At 38.2% G+C, this 25236-nt stretch carries 27 protein-coding genes; all 27 read left to right on the top strand.

Going from position 1 to position 25236, the window contains the following annotated elements:
- Positions 1–8: 8 nt before the first annotated feature.
- The 27 genes from MHB39_RS03025 to MHB39_RS03155 all read left to right on the top strand — a co-directional run bounded on the left by MHB39_RS03025 (position 9) and on the right by MHB39_RS03155 (position 24746).
- Entirely contained in the window at positions 9–1061 is a 1053-nt protein-coding gene (locus MHB39_RS03025; RefSeq protein WP_342545811.1) for an iron ABC transporter permease, read from the top strand.
- Positions 1058–2092 (top strand): iron ABC transporter permease, encoded by a 1035-nt coding sequence (locus MHB39_RS03030; RefSeq protein WP_342545812.1) that lies wholly within the window; start codon positions 1058–1060, stop codon positions 2090–2092. The genes MHB39_RS03025 and MHB39_RS03030 overlap by 4 nt, the downstream gene beginning before the upstream one ends.
- A 465-nt stretch (positions 2093–2557) precedes the next feature.
- Entirely contained in the window at positions 2558–2761 is a 204-nt protein-coding gene (rpmE, locus tag MHB39_RS03035) for a 50S ribosomal protein L31 (RefSeq protein ID WP_004269457.1), read from the top strand.
- Between the two features lie 116 nt (positions 2762–2877).
- A complete protein-coding gene (locus tag MHB39_RS03040) occupies positions 2878–3450 on the top strand; it encodes a thymidine kinase (protein ID WP_016992744.1) in 573 nt (190 codons plus the stop codon).
- A 172-nt stretch (positions 3451–3622) separates the two neighbouring features.
- Positions 3623–4699 (top strand): peptide chain release factor 1, encoded by a 1077-nt coding sequence (prfA, locus tag MHB39_RS03045; RefSeq protein ID WP_016992745.1) that lies wholly within the window; start codon positions 3623–3625, stop codon positions 4697–4699.
- Positions 4686–5546, top strand: a complete 861-nt coding sequence (gene prmC, locus MHB39_RS03050; RefSeq protein ID WP_342545813.1) for a peptide chain release factor N(5)-glutamine methyltransferase — start codon at positions 4686–4688, stop codon at positions 5544–5546. Before prfA ends, prmC begins: the two co-directional genes overlap by 14 nt.
- Positions 5547–5590: 44 nt before the next feature.
- Positions 5591–6181: a stage II sporulation protein R gene (locus tag MHB39_RS03055; protein ID WP_016992747.1), complete on the top strand. Its 591-nt coding sequence runs from the start codon at positions 5591–5593 to the stop codon at positions 6179–6181.
- 100 nt (positions 6182–6281) lie between these two features.
- Complete coding sequence (locus tag MHB39_RS03060) at positions 6282–7316, top strand: L-threonylcarbamoyladenylate synthase (protein ID WP_342545814.1); 1035 nt, start codon at positions 6282–6284, stop codon at positions 7314–7316.
- Positions 7317–7485: 169 nt separating this feature from the next.
- Positions 7486–7983: a manganese efflux pump gene (locus MHB39_RS03065; protein ID WP_342545815.1), complete on the top strand. Its 498-nt coding sequence runs from the start codon at positions 7486–7488 to the stop codon at positions 7981–7983.
- Positions 7984–8005: 22 nt separating this feature from the next.
- Positions 8006–8446, top strand: a complete 441-nt coding sequence (locus MHB39_RS03070; RefSeq protein WP_342545816.1) for a low molecular weight protein arginine phosphatase — start codon at positions 8006–8008, stop codon at positions 8444–8446.
- 8 nt (positions 8447–8454) lie between these two features.
- Complete coding sequence (locus MHB39_RS03075) at positions 8455–9738, top strand: HAMP domain-containing methyl-accepting chemotaxis protein (protein WP_016992751.1); 1284 nt, start codon at positions 8455–8457, stop codon at positions 9736–9738.
- 327 nt (positions 9739–10065) lie between these two features.
- Positions 10066–10503, top strand: a complete 438-nt coding sequence (gene rpiB / locus MHB39_RS03080) for a ribose 5-phosphate isomerase B (protein WP_036076084.1) — start codon at positions 10066–10068, stop codon at positions 10501–10503.
- Positions 10504–10589: 86 nt separating this feature from the next.
- On the top strand, positions 10590–11132 hold the full coding sequence (locus MHB39_RS03085; protein ID WP_016992753.1) for a TIGR01440 family protein: 543 nt from the start codon (positions 10590–10592) through the stop codon (positions 11130–11132).
- A gap of 58 nt (positions 11133–11190) precedes the next feature.
- The gene (glyA, locus tag MHB39_RS03090) at positions 11191–12432 is read left to right on the top strand and encodes a serine hydroxymethyltransferase (protein ID WP_036076085.1); all 1242 of its coding nucleotides are present in this window, start codon (positions 11191–11193) and stop codon (positions 12430–12432) included.
- Positions 12433–12717: 285 nt separating this feature from the next.
- A complete protein-coding gene (locus MHB39_RS03095; RefSeq protein ID WP_036076086.1) occupies positions 12718–14874 on the top strand; it encodes an EAL domain-containing protein in 2157 nt (718 codons plus the stop codon).
- Between the two features lie 124 nt (positions 14875–14998).
- Positions 14999–15628, top strand: a complete 630-nt coding sequence (gene upp, locus MHB39_RS03100) for a uracil phosphoribosyltransferase (protein WP_004269470.1) — start codon at positions 14999–15001, stop codon at positions 15626–15628.
- A gap of 157 nt (positions 15629–15785) precedes the next feature.
- Positions 15786–16907, top strand: a complete 1122-nt coding sequence (gene wecB, locus MHB39_RS03105) for a UDP-N-acetylglucosamine 2-epimerase (non-hydrolyzing) (protein WP_004269471.1) — start codon at positions 15786–15788, stop codon at positions 16905–16907.
- A 537-nt stretch (positions 16908–17444) separates the two neighbouring features.
- Positions 17445–17816, top strand: coding sequence for an ATP synthase subunit I (locus MHB39_RS03110; protein ID WP_004269472.1), 372 nt, complete (start codon positions 17445–17447; stop codon positions 17814–17816).
- 36 nt (positions 17817–17852) lie between these two features.
- A complete protein-coding gene (gene atpB / locus MHB39_RS03115; protein ID WP_016992758.1) occupies positions 17853–18563 on the top strand; it encodes a F0F1 ATP synthase subunit A in 711 nt (236 codons plus the stop codon).
- Positions 18564–18626: 63 nt separating this feature from the next.
- Positions 18627–18851, top strand: coding sequence for a F0F1 ATP synthase subunit C (atpE, locus tag MHB39_RS03120; RefSeq protein ID WP_004269474.1), 225 nt, complete (start codon positions 18627–18629; stop codon positions 18849–18851).
- A 172-nt stretch (positions 18852–19023) separates the two neighbouring features.
- Positions 19024–19545 (top strand): F0F1 ATP synthase subunit B, encoded by a 522-nt coding sequence (atpF, locus tag MHB39_RS03125; RefSeq protein ID WP_016992759.1) that lies wholly within the window; start codon positions 19024–19026, stop codon positions 19543–19545.
- A complete protein-coding gene (locus MHB39_RS03130) occupies positions 19542–20078 on the top strand; it encodes a F0F1 ATP synthase subunit delta (RefSeq protein WP_036076089.1) in 537 nt (178 codons plus the stop codon). Before atpF ends, MHB39_RS03130 begins: the two co-directional genes overlap by 4 nt.
- Before the next feature lie 28 nt (positions 20079–20106).
- Positions 20107–21615 carry a F0F1 ATP synthase subunit alpha gene (gene atpA, locus MHB39_RS03135; RefSeq protein WP_004269477.1) on the top strand — a complete coding sequence of 503 codons (1509 nt, stop codon included), beginning with the start codon at positions 20107–20109 and terminating at the stop codon, positions 21613–21615.
- Positions 21616–21662: 47 nt separating this feature from the next.
- Positions 21663–22520: an ATP synthase F1 subunit gamma gene (gene atpG / locus MHB39_RS03140; RefSeq protein ID WP_004269478.1), complete on the top strand. Its 858-nt coding sequence runs from the start codon at positions 21663–21665 to the stop codon at positions 22518–22520.
- 51 nt (positions 22521–22571) lie between these two features.
- Complete coding sequence (gene atpD, locus MHB39_RS03145) at positions 22572–23987, top strand: F0F1 ATP synthase subunit beta (protein WP_004269479.1); 1416 nt, start codon at positions 22572–22574, stop codon at positions 23985–23987.
- A 24-nt stretch (positions 23988–24011) separates the two neighbouring features.
- Positions 24012–24419, top strand: a complete 408-nt coding sequence (locus tag MHB39_RS03150; RefSeq protein ID WP_016992762.1) for a F0F1 ATP synthase subunit epsilon — start codon at positions 24012–24014, stop codon at positions 24417–24419.
- An 87-nt stretch (positions 24420–24506) separates the two neighbouring features.
- A complete protein-coding gene (locus tag MHB39_RS03155) occupies positions 24507–24746 on the top strand; it encodes a DUF1146 family protein (RefSeq protein WP_342545819.1) in 240 nt (79 codons plus the stop codon).
- Positions 24747–25236: the final 490 nt, after the last annotated feature.

Genomic DNA, 25236 nt, shown 5'->3' on the forward strand with positions numbered 1-25236 from the left:
GAAATAAAATGACTACGTCGACAGGAGTAGGAGAGCTCAACGATTTAGAAGAGCTACAGAAGCGATCTCATCCGATACGTGGAGTAGTGACTTTAATCGTAGGAGTAATTGGATTAATAATTGCCATTGGTTTATCAATTTCTTTTGGTGCTGCAGATATTTCATTGGGTACTGTTTGGACAGCAGTTACCCATTTTTCGCCAGAATTAACAACACATCAAATTATTCATGATATTCGCTTACCACGGGTACTAGGAGCAGCATTAGTCGGTGCAAGCTTTGCGGTAGCGGGTGCAATCATGCAGGGGATGACACGTAACCCTTTAGCTGACTCCGGATTATTAGGGTTGAACTCAGGAGCTGCCTTTATGTTGGCTGTGTGTTTTGCCTTTTTCCCTGGTCTACCTTATATGTATTTAATTTTATGGTCCTTTGTAGGTGCAGGTCTTGGTGTTGCCATCGTGTATGGTATTGGCTCACTTTCTAAAGGTGGCTTAACACCTATGCGACTAGTTTTAGCTGGTGCTGCTGTTAGTGCATTACTTGGAGCGCTAGGAGAAGGGGTTGCTCTTTATTTTCGTATTGGACAAGACCTCGCATTTTGGTATGCGGGCGGAGTTTCGGGCACAAAATGGAGTCATCTACAAATTTTATCTCCATGGATACTTGTTGCGATGATAGGAGCGCTTATCCTATCGCGTTCCATCACGGTGCTGAGCTTAGGTGAAGAAATTGCAGTCGGTCTTGGGCAACGTACGGCGGTAGTAAAAATTTGGGGAATGATCATTGTTTTAGTTTTAGCAGGTGCAGCAGTATCTGTTGTCGGTGCGGTTGGTTTTGTAGGGTTAATTATCCCTCATTTAACGAGATACATAGTTGGTCATGATTATCGCTGGATCATCGCCTGTTCCTTGGTATATGGAGCATTGCTTGTTGTGTTAGCAGATTTAGTAGCACGTGTTATCAATCCACCTTATGAAACACCAATTGGTGCGCTCATAGCCTTTATCGGTGTCCCATTCTTCCTTTATTTAGCTCGTAAAGGAGGAAAAGAACTATGAATAACAGCTATTTAACACCAAGTCAACTGAAGGCGAAAAGGAAAAATTTCTCCATCCTTGCGACGCTCATTGTGTTAATCGTCATTACCTTTGTTATAAGTATGAATACAGGGGTTATTAAACTGACACCAATGGAAGTTCTTCGGACTCTTTTTGGTCAAGGTGACGCACAACAGCAACTTATCTTATATGAATTCAGACTTCCAAGAATAGTGATTGCTGTATTAGTAGGTATGGGGTTAGCTATTTCAGGCGCTATTTTACAGGGCATATCTAAAAATGCTTTAGCAGACCCAGGAATCTTAGGGATTAATGCTGGAGCAGGTCTTGCTGTCATGCTCTATGTGTCGTTTTTCCCCACTACGAAAGCAGCACCTGTTTATTTACTGCCGATACTGGCTTTTGTGGGGGCAGGTTTGACAGCTGTACTGATTTATTCACTTTCTTACCGACGTCATGAGGGTATTACACCCATGCGTTTAATTTTAACAGGGGTAGCTGTAGCAGCAGGGATTAGCTCGGCTATGATTGTGCTAACACTACGTCTATCACCAGAGAATTATCAATTTGTAGCAACATGGCTAGCAGGCAGCATTTGGGGCTCAAATTGGAGATTTGTTCTGTCGTTATTACCATGGTTAGTGATCTTATTGCCATTCGTCTATTCAAAATCACGGGTATTAAACGTATTGAATTTAGGTGAATTAACAGCAGTAGGACTAGGTGCCTCGATTGAAAAAGAGAGACGCTGGTTGTTGGCTGCTGCTGTTGGTTTGGCTGGAGCTAGTGTTTCTGTAAGTGGTGGTATTGGTTTCGTAGGACTTGTTGCGCCACACTTAGCTCGACAGCTTGTTGGGGCCAAACACCAGTTTTTATTGCCAACTGCAGCATTATTAGGAGGTTTTTTAGTGTTAATGGCTGATACAATCGGTCGTTCCATTTTAGAACCTTCAGAAATTCCAGCAGGGATTGTTGTAGCAGTTTTAGGAGCACCTTATTTCTTATATTTAATAGCACGATTAAAAGAATAAATGACGCTTTTTCCTTTGTGTATGAATAGTATTGCCATCAGGGGAAAGAATAGACGGTTATTAATACATCAGATTAGAAAGGAAATATCAGAAGAACTATATGATGTAACGATTGTTGTTGGTGGCCCAGCAGGGCAGTTAGATTAATAGCTGGCGCATTTACCGATGGATACTAGCGTTAAATAGTGGAAAACTATACACTTGGAGCAAGATGCATCGAAAGTAGCCTATGTATCAACACATAATATTCGCATCAAAGAACGAACTGAGTAAATGGGGATAGTAATATTTTTTACTTGAAAATGATAAAATGTCTATGCTATACTTCAAAAGTATGCAACGTGTACATATGTAGCTGACGTTCCACTTCGACACATATTTTGTAGTCGACATATTCGGGCTATGTAAGGTACAGTTCGATAATACTCTGTTCCAGATGGTTCAGGGCGAGAGGAGAAAACGAATATGAAACAAGGAATTCATCCAGACTACAAAGAAGCAACAGTAACTTGCTCTTGTGGGAACACTTTCAAAACTGGTTCAGTAAAAGAAAACATCGTTGTCGAGTTCTGCAACGAATGTCACCCATTCTACACTGGCCGTCAAAAATTCGCGTCTGCTGATGGTCGCGTGGATCGTTTCAACAAAAAATACGGTCTTAAAAACTAATGTTAGTTTAATACCTGCCAAGCATGCGCTTGGCAGGTATTTTTTTCAGTAAATAATACACGTTGATGCAAGTCTTTTCAAAATCCAGATAGACACAAAGAAAGGGAGAAGACAAAATGGCACAGCTATATTTTAAACATGGTGCAATGAATAGTGGGAAATCAATAGAAATTCTAAAAGTTGCCCATAATTATGAAGAACAACAGAAGCCTGTAATGATGTTTACTTCAGGTCTAGATACGCGTGATGAGGTGGGCTTTGTTTCCAGCCGAGTAGGTTTAAGACAACAAGCCATTCCTGTTTATGAAGATACAAATATTTATGAATTAGTGGAAAATAATGCTGTCAAACCGTACTGTGTGCTTGTGGATGAAGTTCAATTTTTAAAAAAGGCACATGTTTTACAGCTAGCTAACATTGTGGATCAATTGGACATTCCCGTTATGGGCTTTGGCTTAAAAAATGATTTTCAAAATGAGCTATTTGAAGGCAGCCAGTACATGCTTACATATGCAGATAAAATTGAAGAAATGAAAACAATTTGCTGGTTCTGTCATAAAAAAGCAACAATGAATTTGCGAGTAGATGAAAGTGGAAAGCCAGTTTACACAGGTGATCAAATTCAAATCGGTGGTAATGATTCGTATTACCCTGTTTGCCGAAAATGTCATGCACATCCACCACTTTAACGCTAAATAGCATGACATAGTGCTAAGAAAAAGTAGCATACATGTGAAAATTTCCTTATACTAAGTAGTGGAAATAAGAAATGAAAAAGCCATTACGCCTAAGCGTAATTTTGATGGAAGCGGCTTCTCTGTAAAAAGGAGCATCTTAAAAAACTAAATAGAGGTGAAATCCATGTTTGATCGATTACAGGCAGTGGAAGATCGTTATGAAAGGCTTACTGAGCTTTTGAGCGATCCGGATATTGTTAATGATAATAAGAAATTACGCGAATATTCTAAGGAACAATCAGATATCCAAGAGACCGTAGATACTTATCGTGAATATAAAAGTGTTAAAGAGCAGCTAGTAGATACGCGTGAAATGTTAGATAGCGAAAAAGATCCTGATATGCACGAAATGGTAAAGGAAGAATTTAACCTATTAAAAGCACAACAGGAAGAGCTAGAAGAGCGTTTACGTATTTTATTGATTCCGAAAGATCCGAATGATAATAAGAACGTTATTATGGAAATCCGTGGCGCAGCTGGCGGTGACGAGGCTAATATTTTTGCGGGTGACTTGTTCCGTATGTATTCTCGCTATGCAGAAACACAAGGCTGGAAAATTGATATTATGGAAGCTACACCAAACCCAATGGGCGGCTATAAAGAGGTAATCTTTATGATTAATGGACAAGGGGCTTATTCAAAATTCAAATTTGAAAATGGCGCACACCGTGTTCAACGTGTCCCTGCTACAGAATCACAAGGCCGAATTCATACATCAACAGCAACAGTTGCTTGCTTACCTGAGGTTGAGGAAGTAGATGTTGAAATCCATGAAAAGGATATCCGTGTAGATACATTTGCGTCTTCTGGTGCAGGTGGTCAATCTGTAAATACAACGATGTCTGCTGTTCGTATGACCCATTTACCAACAGGTGTTGTGGTTTCGATGCAGGATGAACGTTCACAAATTAAAAACCGTGAAAAAGCAATGAAAATTCTTCGTGCTCGTGTAGCAGATATGTATATGCAGGAAGCGCAAAAAGAGATTGATGCTACACGTAAATCAGCTGTGGGATCTGGTGACCGATCAGAGCGAATTCGCACATACAATTATCCACAAAACCGTGTAACTGACCATCGTATCGGCTTAACGATTCAAAAGCTAGATCAAATCGTAGAAGGCAGACTAGATGAGATTATCGATGCTCTTATTTTAGAAGAACAAGCATCGAAGTTAGAGCGATTAAATGATGATTTATAAAAATGTGATGGAGGCCCTTGAGTGGGCTTCTTCTTTTTTAGTGGATAATGGTCGTGAACAAACAGCAGCGCGGATTGTTATGCAACATGTGCTTGGTACTAGTTATGGAGAGGTCATGTTGCATTTGCAGGAGGAATTAACACCAGCACAGCAAAGGCAATTTAATGAGCTTATAAAAGAACATGCCAGTGGACGCCCTGTCCAATATTGTGTTGGGTGTGAGGAGTTTTATGGCCGTTCATTTTTAGTCGATGAATCTGTCTTAATACCGCGACCTGAAACAGAGGAATTGGTACTTGGAACAATTAATCGATTACCGAAACTATTCACAACGCAAACATTGAGGCTGGCTGATATCGGTACAGGTAGTGGGGCCATTGCTATTTCAATGAAGCTGGAATGTCCGCCATTAACAGTCATAGCTACCGATTTATCAGAAGCAGCATTAGTGACTGCCCAAAAAAATGCAAAGCAATTAGAGGCAGATATTGATTTTAGATTGGGAGATTTAGCCACTCCACTTGCAGGAGAGAAATTTGATATTGTTTTATCGAACCCACCATATATCGCATTGGATGAGGCACAAGAAATGTCAAGCGTTGTGCTAGAGCATGAGCCGCATAGTGCCCTCTTTGCAGAGGAAGATGGTCTTATTTTATATAGAAAATTAGCTGAACAATTACCAGCTTATATGAATAGACCAGGGTTAATTGGATTAGAAATCGGTTATACACAAGGGGAGAAAGTAGCCAAATTCTTTCAAGATAGTTTTCCACAGGCGACAGTTTCAGTAGAAAAAGATATTAATGGTAAACCTCGAATGATTTTTTGTGAAATACATGTATAAAGTTTCTGGATCTTGCCAACAATGTTGAGCAAGGAGGGATTTTTATGTTAAACGAATACAAGATTATTAGATTACCTAAACAAAATATCTTTCTAGCTTTTGCTAGACTAGTATTAATTGCGATTGTTTTACAGTTATGTGTTTTATATATTCCATCATTAGTAGGTTTGGCGAAGGAATCTTCCGATGATGTGCAAGAAAAAGATTTTCGTATACGTGTTATTGCAAACAGTAATACTGCACAGGATCAGCTAGAGAAACAGCAGCTTGTCCAAGATTTAAAGCCGTACTTTCTACAAGTGAGTACCGCTGGATTTGCAGGGAATGAGCAAATTCTTTCGTTAAAACAACAAATTGAAGCTGAACTGAGCGAAAATTATCCACAATTGGATACACAGGTTGTTGTTGGGGATAACTTATTCCCGCCAAAAAGACAAGGTGCTGTACTTTATCCACAAAATGTCTATCAATCAATTGTTGTAAAGATCGGTGATGCACGTGGAGATAACTGGTGGTGCAGTATCTTCCCATCTATCTGTGAGCCTGATAAAGAAGAGGTAAAAGAAGAAGTAGAAGAAGAAAAAGAACAAGTTACATTTTTTATATGGGAATGGATTAAAGGACTTTTTGAATAAATTGTGCACAAATTCAGACAACTTATACACATTTTTTAATAAGTTATAAACAATATGTGGATAATTACGTTAAAACGAATAATGAAGGTAGGTATTAATCATGGAAACCGTTTGTAAGGTTGTGGACAGTAATGTGAATAGTCAGATTAATTATACACAAGCTGTGGATATCTTAAATGCAGGAGAGGTAGTCGCATTTCCGACAGAAACGGTTTATGGCTTAGGAGCAATTGCCACAAATGATCTGGCAGTTAAAAAGATATTTAAAGCAAAAGGTCGACCTTCAGATAATCCTTTAATTGTCCACGTTGGTACAAAAGAGGAAGTAGCAATCTATATCGACCATATTTCTGACATAGCTAAACAATGCATGGATTTATTTTGGCCAGGACCATTAACACTGGTGATGCCAGCGAAGCCAAATGTATTAGCGAAAAGTGTCACTGCTGGATTATCAACAGTTGGCATTCGAATGCCTGATCATCCAGTAGCGCTTGCTTTACTACAACAGCTCCAAAAACCGCTTGCTGCACCGAGCGCTAATCGTAGTGGAAAGCCAAGCCCTACAGAAGCTGTTCATGTTTTAGATGATTTAGAAGGGTACATACCTTATATTTTAGATGGAGGTTCTACAGGCATAGGGCTTGAATCCACTGTACTAGATGTAACACATGAACCTCCAGTAATTTTACGTCCAGGTGGTATTACGAAGGAAATGCTTGAGGCTAAGATTGGCCCTGTTATTCAACCAACTACAATAGAGCAGAAGCTAGACACAACGCCTAAGGCACCAGGAATGAAATATACGCATTATGCACCAAATGCTCCAGTGTATTTAATAGACTGTGATGTTGAGAAAGTCAACGAAGCTGTTCTACATTTAAAGAGACAAGGACATAGTGTAGCACTACTTGCACCTGAGAACTTTGAAGAAATTAAAGTGGATTTTTACTTCTCTATTGGTGAAGCAGGAAGTAAAGAAGAAATGGGTGGGGCCTTATATAATGCACTTAGAGCATGTGATAAAACTACCGCTACCGTAATATTAGCAACAACTACTTCAATAGAAGGAGTAGGTGCAGCTATTATGAATAGACTTGAAAAAGCCTCTGGAGGTAAATGGTATTCATTGTAAATAATAATAGAACAATTATAGGCAAAAGACATTGAAAAACCACATGTTTTTTGTCTTTTTTTGTCCAATTATTATATGTTAAAAATGAAAAACAATAGTAAACAGTTATGATAATAATGTATTTTCGAGCATAAAATGATAAAATATTAGGGAGCGAAGGAGTGCGTTCTTGCAGGGAATTCTTGCAGGTATATTAACGTCTGTTGATGTGATTGGTCTATATGTTTTGCTGCCAAATGTTAGATATCGATTATTTTTATCATTATGGACGGCTGCATTACATATGCTTTTCCCTTTATTAGGATTTGAATTAGGAAACTATTTAATTCGATTTCTATTAGAATGGGGACAATGGATTTCAAGTATTTTATTATTTTGTATCGGTATGCATTTACTCTTATTTTCTCACAGAGATGAAAAAGTAACGATTTCACCTGTACTTTTAGCAGTGACTGCAAGCCTAGATACCTTTTCAGTTAGTGTTTCTTTTGGTATGCTTAACTTAGAAAAAACAATTTTTATTATGAGTGCAGGCTTAAGTGCATTAATTTGTGCTTATGGGTCATTAGTCATTGCGAGTAGAAGCCAAGTCTTTTTTGGCAGTAAAATTCAAGTAGTTGCTGGCATTATATTTATTATCATGAGTATTCTAGCTATTCAACAATAGATCAAATTGGAGAGTGATAAGTGTGAAGATATTATTTGTTTGTACAGGCAATACTTGTCGCAGTCCGATGGCAGAAGCTATTTTAAAACATAAACAAATAAACAATGTAGAAGTGCGCTCAGCGGGTATTTATGCGATGCCTAATGCACAAATGTCAGCACATGCACAACAAGTGTTAAATGAAGCCCAAATGTCCCATCAACATTTTGCGACGCAATTATCACAAGCTGAAATGGTATGGGCAGATTTAGTTTTAACGATGACGAATGCGCACAAAGATACCGTCATTTCCAATTATCCAGAAGCTGAGCATAAAGTATTTACATTGAAAGAATATACAAATGAGGGCAGTTTGGAAAATGTAGGGGATCCTTATGGTGGTAATAGAGCAATTTATGAAGCAACATTTGCAGAATTAAAAAAACTGGTCGATCAATTAATACAAAAACTAGAAAAGAATTGAGGGGTCCTATGAAAAAACAATTTGGTTTACGACTAAAATTGGTGTTATTTGTTAGTATTCTTGCACTAATCACCTACAGTGTCAGTTTTATATTCATTGAGTTTTTACAACCTACTTTCTTCCCTGACACAAATAGAAAAGTTTTTGAAGTGATTACGTATGCGTTAGGCATCACTTGGTCAGGGATATTAGCTGCCTTTTTAAGTGTAATCCTCATCAAGCCCTTACAGCAGCTTGAGCATTCAGCAACACTTGTGGCTGAAGGGAAAATAGGGCAGGATGTACAAATGCCTAACACCAATGATGAGATTCGATCCGTTGCAGAGGCGTTCCAACAAATGGTCTTAAACTTGCGTCAAATGGTGGAAAGTATTGATCAAAACTTCCAACAAACAAATCAATCGATTATTCAGCTATCCGATGAAGCAGGAGTGGCGACAAGAAAGGCAGAAGGCATTGCGTCTACCGTAAAGCATATTTCTACAGGAGCAGAAGCATCTGCAACAGCTGTACAAGATACTGCTGAAGCAATTGAAGATGTAAGAACGCTTGCAACAGAGGTAAATAGTAGGGCAGAGGCATCAGCATCACAAACTAAAGAGATTCTACATAATTTATCGACAACAACAAAAGCCATCGAAACATTAGTGAATAGTATTCAACAAATTGCGACAGGCAATAATGAGGCATTAAAAAGCATTCATGCGCTAGAAGAGAACGCGGGACAGGTAGAACGTATAATTAGCTTAGTTGGTGACATTGCAGCACAAACCAATCTGTTGGCACTAAACGCCTCTATAGAAGCTGCCCGTGCTGGAGAGCATGGAAAGGGCTTTGCGGTAGTGGCTGAGGAAGTCCGTGGTTTGGCTGATGAAAGTGCAAAAGCAGTACAAGGGATTACAGCTTTAATTCAAACCATGCAGCAAAACGTAGAAGTAGTTGTGAAACAAATGAATGAACAAGTAGCCTTTGCTACAAAGGAAGCTGATCGAGTTTCTGAAACAACGACAGCAGTAGAAAATATGGCTTCTAATGTACATGAAATGGCATCATCAATTGTTGAGATTTCTTCTTTAATCGAACAGCAAATGCATAATATTGAAACGACAGCTCGACAATCCCAGGAAGTTGCTGCCATTGCAGAACAAACGTCAGCGGGTGCACAGGAAGTTCGTAGTGCTGCTGAAGAGCAAGCCTATGCAATTGAGCAAGTCGAGCATCTGGCTCAAAGTTTGAAAAAGCAATCGGAAGCATTGCATAAAATGATTCAACAATTTGATAGACAAGCATAGTCCTAAAGGTTATACATAAATCCATGAAAAATCGGATTTATGTATAACCTTTTTTATTAGAGGACAATTTATGTCCACTGTAAGTAAAAAGCTAAAAAAACTTCAGAAGATGGAATATTACAACAAAAGACCATTATCCGAACTTATTAACATGATATTCACATTATCCACAAAAATATAGGTTTAAAAGTGAATATTTTTATGTTAATATACAATTAATGTTCGTCTTTCGGGAAAAATCAGCGTAAAAATACAAGAAAAATCGTGTTATTCTTCAGAAAGAAGTGGTACACTAAGGTTGACTATAATTCGAAAAGAGGGAACCCAGTGAGAATAGCAATTTCTTCTGATCACGGAGGCAATAACTTACGTCGTGAGATTATGCAGCTATTAGATGAACTTCAAATTAGCTACGAAGATTTTGGTCCACAATCTGCGGATTCAGTAGACTATCCAGACTATGCAAAACCTGTATCTGAAGGTGTTGCGAACGGAGAATTTGATAAAGGCATTTTAATTTGTGGCACAGGAATTGGTATGTCCATAGCCGCTAATAAGGTCAAGGGCATACGCTGTGCATTAGTACACGATGTATTTAGTGCCAAGGCAACGCGTTGCCATAATGATTCGAATGTTTTAGCAATGGGTGAGCGTGTTATTGGCCCTGGTCTTGCACGTGAAATTGTACAAGCATGGCTAGAAACTGATTTTGAAGGTGGCCGCCATGCGCGCCGAATTGAAAAAATTACTGAACTAGAGCAATAGTAGTTTTGTTATTCCATCTATGGCATTCGTATAGGATGTCATAGATGGCGTGATTTTAATGGATATAGATGAAGGAGCTGAGCTTAATGGTTGTAAAACAAATACGAACACATTTGACTCAGTTACTCAGTGAATTTGAAGAGCAGGTAACGTTACGACCCCATACAATTTTTGTAGTAGGGTGCTCTACATCTGAAGTGATTGGTCAGAAAATTGGCACAGCGGGAGCGTTGGAGATAGCAGAAGCTATTTTTGAGCCGTTACAAGAATTTGCAGCAAAGCATCAATTGCTTTTAGCATTCCAAGGTTGTGAGCATATAAATCGCGCCATTACTATGGAAGCATCAACAGCTGAAAAATTTGGCTATGATCCAGTAGCAGTTGTCCCAGTACGCACGGCAGGCGGCTCAATGTCAGCATATGCCTATACGCAATTTGATAACCCAGTGATTGTTGAAACAATACAGGCACATGCAGGTATTGATATTGGACAAACATTAATCGGTATGCATTTGAAAGCAGTAGCTGTACCTGTTCGAACATCAGTAAAAATGGTAGGAGAAGCTGTTGTGACGATTGCAACAACACGTCCTAAGCTAATTGGCGGAGAACGTGCAGTATATAAATAATTATCACCCTATTTAGTGGTAAAGATGAATAACGATACTTTAGGAGGCTTTTTCAAACATGGCATATGAAAAATTAGCAGTACAAGACAAAGCAGTATTAGATGGAATTCTTGCAGAAAAAACACGTCAGCAAGCAAATATTGAATTGATTGCATCAGAAAACTTTGTATCCGAAGCAGTGATGGAAGCGCAAGGATCTGTACTGACAAATAAATACGCTGAAGGTTATCCTGGTAAACGCTATTATGGTGGCTGTGAGCATGTAGACGTAGTAGAAGATATTGCACGTGATCGTGTAAAAGAACTCTTCGGAGCAGAATATGCAAATGTACAACCTCACTCAGGTGCACAGGCAAACATGGCTGTTTACCATACGATTCTAGAACCAGGTGACACAGTTCTTGGTATGAACCTTTCACATGGTGGTCACTTAACACATGGTTCTCCAGTAAACTTCTCTGGAATTCTATATAATTTTGTAGAGTATGGAGTAACTCAAGATACACAAGTGATTGATTATGAAGATGTACGACAAAAGGCTTTAGAGCATAAACCGAAACTTATTGTTGCAGGTGCATCTGCTTATCCACGTGAAATTGACTTCTCTAAATTCCGTGAAATTGCAGATGAAGTGGGTGCCTATTTCATGGTGGATATGGCACACATTGCTGGACTTGTTGCTGCTGGCGAACATCAATCACCAGTGCCATATGCTGATTTTGTTACATCAACTACACATAAAACATTACGTGGACCACGTGGTGGATTAATTCTTGCTTCAAAAGAATGGGAGCAAAAATTAAATAAATCTGTATTCCCAGGAATTCAAGGTGGCCCATTAATGCATGTTATCGCTGCAAAAGCTGTAGCATTTGGAGAAGCTTTACAACCAGAATTTAAAGACTATGCAAAACAAATTAAAGCCAATGCAAAGGCTTTAGCAGAAGTATTAATTGCTGAGGGTGTTGAAATTGTTTCTGGTGGTACAGATAACCATTTATTATTGCTAAATGTTAAATCTCTTGGTTTAACAGGTAAAGTAGCAGAGCACGCACTAGATGAAGTGGGTATTACAACAAATAAAAATACAATCCCTTACGATACTGAATCTCCATTTGTCACTTCTGGAATTCGTATTGGTACACCAGCTGTCACTTCTCGTGGCTTTAAAGAGGAAGATATGAAAGAAGTAGGAGCAATTATAGCAGCTGTTCTTAAAAACCCTGAAGATGAGGCAGTTAAAGCAGATGCAAAAGATCGTGTGAAGGCATTAACTGATAAGCATCCATTATATGTATAATCAATAGAATAATAGCTGTGTTTAAAGTACAAAATTTACTTTAAATACAGCTTTTTATTTTGGAAATGAAAGATTAAACTGTAAAAAACATCTTTTTTCTAATAAAGTAGAATAATCCTCTTATTTTTGAATAAATTTACATAAAAACGGTATAAAGGGATATATTATAGTAGGCAGAGGACAGATAGTGTCCTAGAAAAGAAGTTTTTTTTAATAAAAGTGAAAATTTAATTAAATTTTATGTACAATGGAAATGAGATGAAGTGATAGAAAAGGAGGGGTTGGATGGTCACTAAATCGTTAAACACAGATTATGATGTATTATTAAACAGCATTCGCAAATTAGGGAATAATTCTAAAGAAAGCTACGTTATTTTTGATGCGACAAAGCATCATTGCATATTGGAGTGTAATGATTCTTTTTGTATGCTTACGAATGCTGCACGTTCACAAGTTCTCAATACTGATTATTTTTCATGGCTATCTATGGACGAAAAAAAGACAACCATTGAAATGATTAAAGAAAAAATACATAACGGAATAATGGTGCAGGCGAAGCTATATCATAACGGCATCAATAAACCTCCCTTCTGGGCAGAAATACAAGCATTACCATTTTGCAATGATGCAAATATAACGCAATTTGTTTTAGTATTTGTGAAGGATGTTACATATTATCATACGGAAGACTTCTTAATGCGTTTAGAAAATGATATGTACAGGGCAATTGAGAAGGAGTTTACTTTCGAACAAAAGATGAAGATTATTTGTCACGGTCTCGATGAATTTTTTATGCCAAATATTGCGAGTATGGTGCTTATAAAAACAGAAGTAAACCAATTACAAGTTTTCATAGGAGATAATCAAACAGAGAGCGTACCAAGATGTTGTGCAAACAATGATTTCTTTAATAAGGTCATGCAATCAGAAACATCTACTTTCATAGAGAACTTAGATGAAGTGAATATTCCTGAAGAACATAAGCAATATGCTTCGCTAGCGAAAAAGCCGCATGGATGGTTTATACCTATACGCAATCAACAGCGGCAAGTAATAGGTGTTTTTTCGATCTTTAGCCAAAAAACACAAAGTGACCAAATGTTTAAAAATATGTTTCGAAAAATAGGTGCTCTTGTTGCATTGGCTTATTCGTATGCAAGGACGCAGAAAAAAATTTGGGATTTAGCCTATACAGACATTACAACAGGTTTACCTAATCGTCACAGCTTTGTTAATACGATTGAAAGAGAAGTTCAACAGGGTCAAAGCGGCTTTATTAAAATATTAAAACCTAGTGAATTTCATCAAGTAGTTGAACTGTATGGCCGTGAAATTGGTGATGAACTATTAAGACAACTTGCCAAACGTCTTGAGCAAGACAAATCGGAAAATAATGAGTATGTTGCTAGATTTACAAGCTCTAGTTTGATTATGACTACAATGTCACTTCATGAAAATTTGCATGATTATGAGATGAGAATAAAAGAAACGATTCGCCAGCCTTTTATTATAGGAGGAAAGCAAATCTATATTACATTAAAAACAGGAATTGCTTCCTATAATGATGACATAAATATTAATGATGCGATCCGTTTTGCAGATAATGCGTTATCCTTTGCAATTGATCGACCAGGCACACATACAGAAATATTTACAACAGAGAAAAATGATGTGCTTGTACAGAAGATGACGGTCTTGAATCATTTATCAGAAGCCATCAAAAATAAAGAAATTACAGTCCATTTACAACCTAAAGTAGATTTACGCAATGGAGAAATTCAAAGTATTGAAGCGCTTGCAAGGTGGATTTCTCCAAAATTAGGTTTTGTTTCACCAGCAGTCTTTATTCCAGTAGCAGAGAGTGCTGGTAAGGTTCGAGAAATTGATGTGCTGATTTTAGAGACGGTACTCTCATGGCTTTCAGAACGACAACGCTTGGGAAAGAAATTAGTGAAAATAGCTGTCAATATTTCACCTGATCATTTTTACTACACACACTTTGTTCAGGACACGCTGAAACTTGTGCAGAAATATAAAATTGACCCTAGCTACATTATCTTAGAAGTGACAGAAAATATTGGTTTAGTAGATTTTCAATCAGCCTATAAGATCATTCAAGAGCTAAAGAGCTATGGCTTTAAAACATCCGTAGATGATTTTGGAACAGGCTTTTCTTCATTAAGCTATTTGCAACAACTGCCATTTGCTGAATTAAAGATTGATCGTAGCTTTATTAATGCTATTGAAGATCCTGCAACACTTGCTATTGTTCGCTCTATCATTCAGTTAGCATTAAATTTAGGAATGATTTCAGTGGCAGAGGGCATAGAGACAGAGGAACAGGTTGAGATTCTACGTGCGCTAGGTTGCACTGTAGGACAAGGTTATTTCTATTTTAAGCCGATGCCAATTGAACAATTAGATATAATCCTTGATCAATAATTTAGTTTTGACAAAAGAATAGATGATAAATGGAGTTGTCCTAAATTTATTTTTGAGGCGACTCCTTTTTTCTGTTATACTAGTTGAGATAAAAATGAATCCGAACGGTGAGGAGAGAATCCCTTTGAGCAAAGTCTATGTATTTGATCATCCACTAATCCAACACAAATTAACTTATATTCGCGACAAGAATACAGGAACAAAAGAATTTCGTGAGCTAGTAGACGAAGTGGCAACACTAATGGCATTTGAAATTACACGTGATATGCCAGTAGAGGAAATTGAAATTGAAACACCTGTAACAATTGCAAAAACAAAAGTACTTTCTGGTAAAAAACTTGCAATCGTACCGATTCTACGTGCAGGTATCGGCATGGTGGATGGCGTATTAAAGCTTATCCCAGCTGCAAAAGTTGGTCATATTGGTCTTTATCGTGATCCAGAAACATTAAAACCAGTTGAATATTATGCAAAACTTCCTGCAGATGTTGAAGAACGTGATTTCATCATTGTAGATCCAATGCTTGCAACTGGTGGTTCTGCAGTGGAGGCAATTCATTCATTGAAAAAGCGTGGAGCTAAAAACATTAAATTCATGTGCTTAATCGCTGCTCCAGAGGGTGTAAAAGCTATTCAAGAAGAACATTCGGATGTAGATATTTACATTGCTGCACTTGATGAAAAATTAAATGACCATGGCTATATTGTACCTGGCTTAGGTGATGCGGGAGACCGCCTATTCGGTACAAAATAAAAATCAATACATGATATTTCCTCATTTAGGAAACTAATAACTTGTGAAAGCGTCCTTCAAATTGAAGGGCGTTTCATAGTATGTGTAGGTAAGTAAACCCTCATCAACGGGTAGATTGACCTTACATACAATAACAAAAAGGACGGTGCAGATCGTTTTGACAAAGAAATGGAAAGTAATGACGATTTTTGGTACAAGACCAGAAGCAATTAAAATGGCTCCTCTTGTTTTGGAGTTACAAAAGTATCCTAAGCAAATAGAATCTATTGTAACGGTAACAGCACAGCATCGCCAAATGCTCGATCAAGTATTAGAGACATTTAGTATTACACCAAACTATGACTTAAATATTATGAAGGATCGCCAAACATTAATTGATGTAACGACAAACGCCTTACAGGGTTTAGATAAAGTAATGAAAGAAGCACAACCAGATATCGTTTTAGTACATGGTGATACAGCCACGACTTTCATTGCGAGTCTTGCTGCGTTCTATAACCAAATTGCTATAGGGCATGTAGAAGCGGGACTTCGAACATGGAACAAATATTCACCATATCCAGAGGAAATGAATCGCCAACTAACAGGCGTGATGGCAGATTTACATTTTGCGCCAACTGAAGTATCTAAAAAGAATCTTTTAGATGAGAACAAAAATCCAGCGACGATTTTTGTTACAGGTAATACAGCAATAGACGCATTAGCAACAACAGTCAGTGAACACTACACTCATCCTGTATTAGATAAAATTGGCGAGGATCGCATGATTTTATTAACGGCACATCGTCGCGAAAATCTTGGTGAACCAATGCGCCATATGTTTAAAGCGATCACCAGAATACTCGCAGAACATGAGGATGTTCAAGTTGTTTATCCAGTTCATATGAATCCGGCTGTAAGAGAAATTGCTAATGAAATTTTAGGGAATAATAAACGAGTGCATTTAATTGAGCCTCTTGAAGTATTTGATTTCCATAACTTTGCGGCTAATTCATATATGATCTTAACGGATTCAGGCGGTGTACAAGAAGAGGCACCTTCATTAGGGAAGCCAGTGCTTGTTCTTAGAGATACGACAGAACGTCCAGAGGGGATTGCAGCAGGAACATTAAAGCTAGCAGGAACAGAAGAGGAAACAATTTACGCCTTAGCAAAGGAATTACTAACAGATAATAATGCCTATGAAGCAATGGCTAAAGCATCAAATCCATATGGGGATGGACATGCATCTAAGCGTATTGTTGAAGCATTGCTAGGATTTTTACAAAAAACTAATTAATATACTATATTTTATATTAAAAATAAGTCTAATGTACCTGTTGAAATGGGTAAGCTAATTTACGAGCATAATCTTGTCGTAAATTAGCTTTTTTTATGCGTGAGAAGGTTGAGAAATTTTGAAACTATGAAATTTCATACACAAATTTGTCAACAATTTGACAAGAGTATAGAGGCTGTGAAGTTTTTCTCCTTTACCAATTGACTTCAAATATCACCTATTGTATGCTTACAAAGGGTAAGAATGATAAGGGTTTCTGTTCATAAATAGGACGTTGAAACACTTGTTATATCAACTTTCTACTAAATTGACAGTTCAAAATAAGACTGTCGATTTGCAACGTTTTGTGCGTTTCGGTTTTTACCGAGTCGGTAAGGGGTGTAAGTTATTTTTTTGGGCATTTACACCTGTAATTGAAATGACTCTCCCATTACTATTCCGCTGTGAGTAGTGCTTTTCACTGCTCTTTTCTGATTTCACATAGTGGTCAGCAAACGTTTTCATTACTCGAAAAAACGATTCAGGAGATTACAACCAATGCTAGATTTGCATCACATTTTTGCTGTGCAGAAGAGGGCGTTATTTTTTTTGCTTGCACTCTGCGCATTAGGCTGGGGATTTACCCCCTATCAAACTGTTTTTGCGGGCATCGCAGTCGGTGCATTCTTTGGTACGTATAATTTTTGGATTCTAGTTCGGCGTATGGAGAAGTTTGACAGATCCATTAGTGAAGGGAAGAAAATAGGCTCACTTGGTACAGCGCTTCGCTTTGGATCAGGTGTTGCGGCAGTCGCAATAGCCATTTCGTTGCCAAACTATTTTCACTTAATTAGCACGGTTATAGGGCTAATGATTCCGTACGTTTTTCTCTTTGTCGAGAGAATTGTGTCACATGTAAGGAACCGCTAATGTGCTTTAAATTAGAAAGAGAGGTGAAAAATAACAATGAATCATGAAGCTCCGTTACTAGAAGTCGGTTTTTTAACATTTAACTTATCGACAGTTATGATGTTACTAGTTGCAGCAATTATCGTATTTTTAATTGCCTTTATTTCAACTAGAAGCCTAAAGTTAAAACCTACTGGTATGCAAAACTTTATGGAATGGATTATGGATTTCGTTAAGAATATCATTAAAAGCAACATGGATTGGAAAACTGGTGGTCGATTCCACGTTCTAGGTATCACACTAATTATGTTTATCGCAGTATCTAACTTACTAGGTCTTCCTTTCTCAATTGTCTATGGGCATGAGCTATGGTGGAAATCACCAACAGCTGACCCTACAGTAACGATGACGTTAGCAGCAATGATATTAGTCTTAACGCATTTCTATGGTGTAAAAATGAAGGGTACAGGTCATTATGTAGGTACATTCTTCAAACCAATGTCATTCATGTTCCCACTTAAATTAGTAGAAGAATTTGCAAACACATTAACATTAGGTTTACGTCTTTACGGTAACATTTACGCGGGTGAGATTTTACTTGGCTTACTTGCAGGTTTAGCATCATCAGGTGCTGTGGGATTCATCGGGGCAATCGTTCCTATGATGGCATGGCAAGGTTTCTCAATTTTCATCGGCTTTATCCAAGCCTTTATCTTTACAATGTTAACAATGGTTTACATGGCTCATAAAGTGAGCGATGACCATTAATATAAAGCATATACCCTATGCTTGAACAACAAAAACAAACAATTCCAAGGAGGAAATTTTCAAATGACAGGTTCATTAGGTTTATTAGCAGCAGCAATCGCAATCGGTTTAGGTGCACTTGGTGCAGGTATTGGTAACGGTCTTATCGTATCAAAAACAGTAGAAGGTATCGCTCGCCAACCAGAAGCTCGTGGCGTTCTTCAAACTACAATGTTCATCGGGGTTGCATTAGTTGAGGCCCTACCGATCATCGCAGTAGTAGTAGCATTCATCGTAATGAACAAATAATTCAGTTGAACACTGAATTTTACTAGTGGCGAAGCAGGATTCTCCAGATGAAACTTCGCCCTTCATTTTGGAACGGATAAAAGCTATGTGTAAATATAGCTTTTTAAAATAGGTAGTTTTTTAGTCACTATATTATGTTGAAGTTAAAGCTCTTGAAGGGAGTGAAACAATCGTGTTTTTAGATAATCTTGTACTAGGTGCAGGCGGTGCTTCGTTAAATAGTGGAGATATCATCGCAACATTAGTTATTTTCATCGTATTAATGTTACTACTAAAGAAATTCGCTTGGGGTCCACTTATGGGCATTATGCAACAACGTGAAGAATTAGTAGCGAGTGAAATCGAAGCAGCTGAAAAAGCGCGCAAAGAATCGCACCAATTTTTAGAAGAACAAAAGAGCCTTCTTAAGGAAGCTCGTACAGAAGCACAATCGATTGTTGAGGGCGCTAAGAAGCAAGGCGAATTACAAAAAGAAGAAATTCTTACTGTAGCTCGTAATGAAGCAAACCGCTTAAAAGAATCGGCTTTACGTGAAATCGAGTCTGAAAAAGAAAAAGCTATTGCAGCTGTACGTGATGAAGTCGTTTCATTATCTGTACTTGCAGCATCTAAAGTCCTTAGCAAAGAGATTTCTGAGGCAGACAACCGTGCTCTAATTGAAGAGACGATTGCGAAGGCAGGGGAAGCTCGATGAGTAATTCAACTGTAGCAAAACGTTACGCTCAAGCGCTTTTTGAATTGGCGCAACAAAAAAATATTCTTACTGAAGTAGGAGCAGACTTAAGTGAACTAACAAAAGTAGTAAAAGAATCTCCTGATTTTTTAACGCTTTTAAATGCACCTAAGTTCTCCGTCGAACGAAAAAAACAAATGGTAGCTGACATCTTTAATGGTGCAACACCAGAAGTTTTACACACTGTTCAACTTCTAGTTGAGAAAAAACGTGTAAACGAGATGACACAAATTGCTAAGGCATATGCTGAACTTGCTGCGCAAGCACAAGGCACTGCAGATGCAACAGTATTTTCAACACGTGCACTTTCTGCAGAAGAAAGCGCTAATATTTCAGCAGCGTTCGCGAAACTTGTTGGAAAACAATCATTAAATATTACAAACGAAGTTGATCCATCTTTACTTGGTGGTATTCGTGTTCAAATCGGTAACCATATTTATGATAGCTCAGTAGCAAACAAACTAGAGCGTCTAAAACGTGAATTAATCGGTTAATAATTTAGAAATGTGAGAGGTGACATACATGGGCATCAAGGCTGAAGAAATCAGCAGTCTGATTAAACAACAGATTGAGAATTATGAATCTGAACTTAAAGTAAGCGAAGTTGGTACAGTTATCCGTATTGGTGACGGTATTGCTCTTGCTCATGGCCTCGACAACGCCATGGCTGGAGAACTACTAGAGTTCTCTAATGGTGTTATGGGTATGGCTCAAAACCTAGAAGAAGGTAACGTTGGTATCGTAATCTTAGGTCCATACACTGACATCAAAGAAGGCGATGAAGTTCGTCGTACAGGTCGTATCATGGAAGTACCAGTTGGTGAAGAACTAATTGGTCGTGTTGTAAACCCACTTGGACAACCAGTGGATGGACAAGGTCCTATCAACACTACAAAATCTCGTCCAATCGAAAGTCCTGCTTTCGGTGTAATGGCTCGTAAATCAGTACACGAACCACTACAAACTGGTATTAAAGCGATTGACGCATTAGTACCAATCGGTCGTGGTCAACGTGAGTTAATCATCGGTGACCGTCAAACTGGTAAAACATCTGTAGCTATCGATACAATTCTTAACCAAAATGACCAAAACATGATTTGTATCTACGTAGCAATCGGTCAAAAAGAATCTACTGTACGTGGTGTTGTAGAAACTCTTCGTAAACATGGCGCTTTAGATTACACAATCGTTGTGACAGCTTCTGCTTCTCAACCAGCTCCATTGTTATTCTTAGCACCATTTGCTGGTGTATCTATGGCTGAAGAATTCATGTTACAAGGTAAACACGTATTAATCGTGTATGATGATCTTTCTAAACAAGCATCAGCTTACCGTGAACTTTCACTTCTTCTTCGCCGTCCTCCAGGTCGTGAAGCATATCCTGGTGACGTTTTCTACTTACACAGCCGCTTACTTGAACGTGCTGCGAAGTTAAATGAAACATATCAAAATGGTTCAATTACAGCTCTTCCATTCGTTGAGACACAAGCTGGGGATATCTCTGCATACATCCCAACTAACGTAATCTCAATCACTGATGGACAAATCTTCTTACAATCTGACTTATTCAACTCAGGTGTACGTCCAGCGATTAACGCCGGTCTTTCTGTATCACGTGTAGGTGGATCTGCTCAAATTAAAGCGATGAAAAAAGTTGCGGGTACACTACGTCTTGACTTAGCTGCATTCCGTGAGCTTGAATCATTTGCTCAATTTGGTTCAGATTTAGATAAAGTAACACTTGCTAAACTTGAGCGTGGTAAACGTACGGTTGAAGTTCTTAAACAAGACCTTAACAAACCACTAAAAGTTGAAAAACAAGTTGCGATCCTTTACGCATTAACTAAAGGTCATTTAGATGATATTCCAGTACAAGATATCGTTCGCTTCGAATCAGAATTCTTAAGCTGGTTAGATTCAAACCACACAAACGTTTTAGATCATGTTCGTACTACTAAAGAGCTTGCTCCTGATGCGGATTATGAAGCAGCAATCAATGCATTCAAAAAAACTTTCGCTAAATCAGAATAAGTTCTAGCTAGTCACTTGATTAAAAAACAGAAGGTGGTGAAATACCAGTGGTAAACTTACGCGAAATTAAAGGTCGTATTACTTCAACAAAGAGTACGAAGCAAATTACAAAAGCAATGCAGATGGTTTCTTCTTCTAAGTTACGTCGTGCAGAGCAAAATGCTAAAGCTTACGTTCCTTACATGGAAAAAATTCAGGACGTAGTAGGCGCGATCGCTTCAGGCACAAAAGACAGCGGACATCCAATGTTAACTGCTCGTCCTGTTAAGAAAACGGCTTACTTAGTCATTGGTTCTGACCGTGGTCTTGCAGGTGCTTACAACTCAAGTATCCTACGTCAAGTACAACGTACAATTAACGAGCGTCATAAATCAAAAGACGAATACGTTATTTTAGCAGTAGGTCGTGTTGTTCGTGACTACTTTGTGAAACGTGATCATAATGTCATCAGTAATGTTGTCGGTCTACCTGACCAACCGACATTTGCTGATATAAAAGAAATCGCTCGTAATGCTGTTGGTATGTTCATTGATGGTACGTATGACGAACTTTATATGTACTATAATCACTTTGTCAGCGCTATTGCTAGCGAAGTGACAGAGAAAAAACTTCTTCCATTAACAGATATTGCCCCTGCAAGCGGTACTGCTTCTTATGAATTCGAGCCATCTGGTGAAGCAATTCTAGAAGTTTTACTTCCACAATATGCGGAAAGCTTAGTTTATGGCGCATTATTAGATGGAAAAGCAAGTGAACATGCTTCTCGTATGACGGCTATGAAAAATGCAACAGATAATGCAACTGATCTTATTTCAGACCTTTCTTTGCAATATAACCGTGCACGTCAAGCGGCGATTACACAAGAAATTACAGAAATCGTTGGTGGAGCTGCAGCCTTAGAATAGGCAAGCAGCTTCCCAATGTCGTATAAGAATACGATAGGAGGGTACACAGTAATGAATAAAGGACATGTTATTCAAGTAATGGGTCCAGTTGTTGACGTTAAATTCGACAATGGCCAATTACCAGCAATCTATAACGCTTTAACTGTTAAGATTGAACGTCCTAATGAAGAACCAACAATTCTTGCATTAGAAGTTGCGCTTCATTTAGGTGATGATTCTGTTCGTACAATTGCGATGTCATCTACTGATGGCTTACAACGTGGAGCAGAAGTAACAGACTTAGGAAAAGCTATCTCAGTACCAGTTGGTGAAGTTACACTAGGTCGTGTATTCAACGTACTTGGAGAAGTAATTGACTTAGGTGAAGAGATTCCAGCAGACGCACGTCGTGATTCAATTCACCGTGAAGCACCAACTTTCGAGAATCTTTCAACTACAGTTGAAATTCTTGAAACAGGTATCAAAGTAGTAGACTTACTTGCACCATATATCAAAGGTGGTAAAATCGGTCTATTCGGTGGTGCCGGTGTAGGTAAAACTGTATTAATCCAAGAATTAATCAACAATATCGCACAAGAGCACTCTGGTATCTCTGTATTCGCTGGTGTAGGTGAGCGTACTCGTGAAGGGAACGACTTATTCTTCGAAATGAGCGATTCAGGCGTTATCAAGCAAACAGCGATGGTATTCGGTCAAATGAACGAGCCACCTGGTGCACGTATGCGTGTAGCTTTAACTGGTCTTACAATGGCGGAATACTTCCGTGATGAGCAAGGCCAAGACGTACTTTTATTCATCGACAATATCTTCCGTTTCACACAAGCAGGTTCTGAGGTTTCTGCCCTATTAGGTCGTATGCCTTCTGCGGTAGGTTACCAACCAACACTTGCTACTGAAATGGGTAAACTACAAGAGCGTATCACATCTACGAACAAAGGATCTGTAACTTCTATTCAAGCGATTTATGTACCAGCCGATGACTATACTGACCCGGCTCCAGCTACAACTTTCGCCCACTTAGATGCAACAACTAACCTTGAGCGTAAATTATCTGAAATGGGTATCTATCCAGCGGTTGACCCATTAGCTTCGACTTCTCGTGCATTATCACCTGAAATCGTAGGCGCTGAGCACTACGCAATTGCTACTGGTGTGCAACGTACAATCCAACGTTACCGTGAATTACAAGATATCATTGCAATCTTAGGTATGGATGAATTATCTGATGAAGATAAACAAACAGTAGAACGTGCTCGTCGTATTCAATTCTTCTTATCACAAAACTTCCACGTTGCGGAACAATTCACTGGTCAAAAAGGTTCTTATGTACCTGTAAAAGAAACTGTTCGTTCATTCAAGGAAATCCTTGATGGCAAATGGGATCACCTACCAGAAGATGCTTTCCGTCTAGTTGGTTCAATTGATGAAGTAGTTGAAAAAGCGAAAAGCATGGGCGTAGAGGTTTAATACTAGGGACGAGGAGGAAAAAATATGAAGACAGTTCTAGTCAATATTGTCACTCCCGACGGCCCAGTATACGATTCTGAAGTATCAATGGTAATCGCTAAAACAACTTCAGGAGAAATCGGTGTTCTTGCAGGCCATATTCCAATGGTTGCTCCACTTGCAATTGGTGCAGTGAAGCTTAAAAAAGAAAACGGTTCGACTGATATTGTTGCTGTAAGCGGTGGTTTCATTGAAGTTCGTCCAGAAAAAATCTCAATTTTAGCGCCGTCTGCTGAAATTGCTGAAAACATCGATGTTCAACGTGCTAAAGAAGCCGTTAAACGTGCTGAAGGACGTCTTCAAAGTAAACAAGACAACATTGATTTCAAACGTGCTGACCTAGCATTAAAACGTGCGTTGAATCGTATCAACGTTCATGAGGGTAATATCTAATTCATTTTTAACGGGCAGATATCGCATCTGCCCGTTTTTTAAGGTGAATAAACAGATTGTGATTGTAGGAGAAACGGAGGATGCCGCATGGAAATATATGAAGCGATAGGGCAAGAAGCTTTATTGGGAATTTTTTCTCATCTATTTTTTATTGCTATTACTTTTTACGCATTACAAGCTTTTATGATCGAAAAACTATTTAAAAAGAATCGAGTTTTTCAAATTCAGCTCATTTATATATTACTTAGTATTGCGATAGGCTCAGCAGTATCTAATTTCTTTCTTCAAATCTCTAGCTGGTCAGGCAAACTTCCTTATTTATTTTAAAGAATTCGTTTCTCTTTTAAATAAATTCATATGTCTACATGCTTCAAAGGACTTTATAATACCCTTTGTGTGGCCCTTTGAACTATGTAAAAAGACTGATCAACACTGGATACGCAATCTAATGACGCCAACACATTAGATTATTATAAGCTTTACGCTATTAGCTACCAAGATAGCCATTGATAAATGTACGATAATAGGTGCCCACCACTTTTTTTATAGAAATTAAGTGAAAAGTTGTTTTTTATTCATATATCTTTGGGTATGTATTAGAAGCGAACGGGTTATTGGTCATTCACAAAAAAAAATTGGCAGCGTACAATAAATAAATAGCAAAATATCTAATAATGGCTTAAAATAGTGATTTGGACGCTTGAACGAGCGTTGGAAAAGTTGTACTATAGAGTTGTTTGTTTACTGATTATGACATTATACTTCTTTATTAAAATAAAAATTCGATAGGTTAATAGATTGAATTCGGAGGGACATA

It is taken from the genome of Lysinibacillus sp. FSL K6-4013, assembly GCF_038630435.1.
Classification (GTDB): Bacteria; Bacillota; Bacilli; order Bacillales_A; family Planococcaceae; genus Lysinibacillus; species Lysinibacillus boronitolerans.

Coding starts and splice junctions, on each gene's coding strand:
- atpA (WP_004269477.1), top strand. CDS start 20,107: ATGGGCATCAAGGCTGAAGAAATCAGCAGTCTGATTAAACAACAGATT.
- atpE (WP_004269474.1), top strand. CDS start 18,627: ATGACAGGTTCATTAGGTTTATTAGCAGCAGCAATCGCAATCGGTTTA.
- MHB39_RS03130 (WP_036076089.1), top strand. CDS start 19,542: ATGAGTAATTCAACTGTAGCAAAACGTTACGCTCAAGCGCTTTTTGAA.
- prmC (WP_342545813.1), top strand. CDS start 4,686: ATGATGATTTATAAAAATGTGATGGAGGCCCTTGAGTGGGCTTCTTCT.
- MHB39_RS03095 (WP_036076086.1), top strand. CDS start 12,718: ATGGTCACTAAATCGTTAAACACAGATTATGATGTATTATTAAACAGC.
- MHB39_RS03150 (WP_016992762.1), top strand. CDS start 24,012: ATGAAGACAGTTCTAGTCAATATTGTCACTCCCGACGGCCCAGTATAC.
- MHB39_RS03155 (WP_342545819.1), top strand. CDS start 24,507: ATGGAAATATATGAAGCGATAGGGCAAGAAGCTTTATTGGGAATTTTT.
- MHB39_RS03085 (WP_016992753.1), top strand. CDS start 10,590: ATGGTTGTAAAACAAATACGAACACATTTGACTCAGTTACTCAGTGAA.
- rpmE (WP_004269457.1), top strand. CDS start 2,558: ATGAAACAAGGAATTCATCCAGACTACAAAGAAGCAACAGTAACTTGC.
- atpD (WP_004269479.1), top strand. CDS start 22,572: ATGAATAAAGGACATGTTATTCAAGTAATGGGTCCAGTTGTTGACGTT.
- prfA (WP_016992745.1), top strand. CDS start 3,623: ATGTTTGATCGATTACAGGCAGTGGAAGATCGTTATGAAAGGCTTACT.
- atpB (WP_016992758.1), top strand. CDS start 17,853: ATGAATCATGAAGCTCCGTTACTAGAAGTCGGTTTTTTAACATTTAAC.
- glyA (WP_036076085.1), top strand. CDS start 11,191: ATGGCATATGAAAAATTAGCAGTACAAGACAAAGCAGTATTAGATGGA.
- MHB39_RS03025 (WP_342545811.1), top strand. CDS start 9: ATGACTACGTCGACAGGAGTAGGAGAGCTCAACGATTTAGAAGAGCTA.
- MHB39_RS03075 (WP_016992751.1), top strand. CDS start 8,455: ATGAAAAAACAATTTGGTTTACGACTAAAATTGGTGTTATTTGTTAGT.
- MHB39_RS03055 (WP_016992747.1), top strand. CDS start 5,591: ATGTTAAACGAATACAAGATTATTAGATTACCTAAACAAAATATCTTT.
- MHB39_RS03040 (WP_016992744.1), top strand. CDS start 2,878: ATGGCACAGCTATATTTTAAACATGGTGCAATGAATAGTGGGAAATCA.
- MHB39_RS03060 (WP_342545814.1), top strand. CDS start 6,282: ATGGAAACCGTTTGTAAGGTTGTGGACAGTAATGTGAATAGTCAGATT.
- MHB39_RS03110 (WP_004269472.1), top strand. CDS start 17,445: ATGCTAGATTTGCATCACATTTTTGCTGTGCAGAAGAGGGCGTTATTT.
- MHB39_RS03030 (WP_342545812.1), top strand. CDS start 1,058: ATGAATAACAGCTATTTAACACCAAGTCAACTGAAGGCGAAAAGGAAA.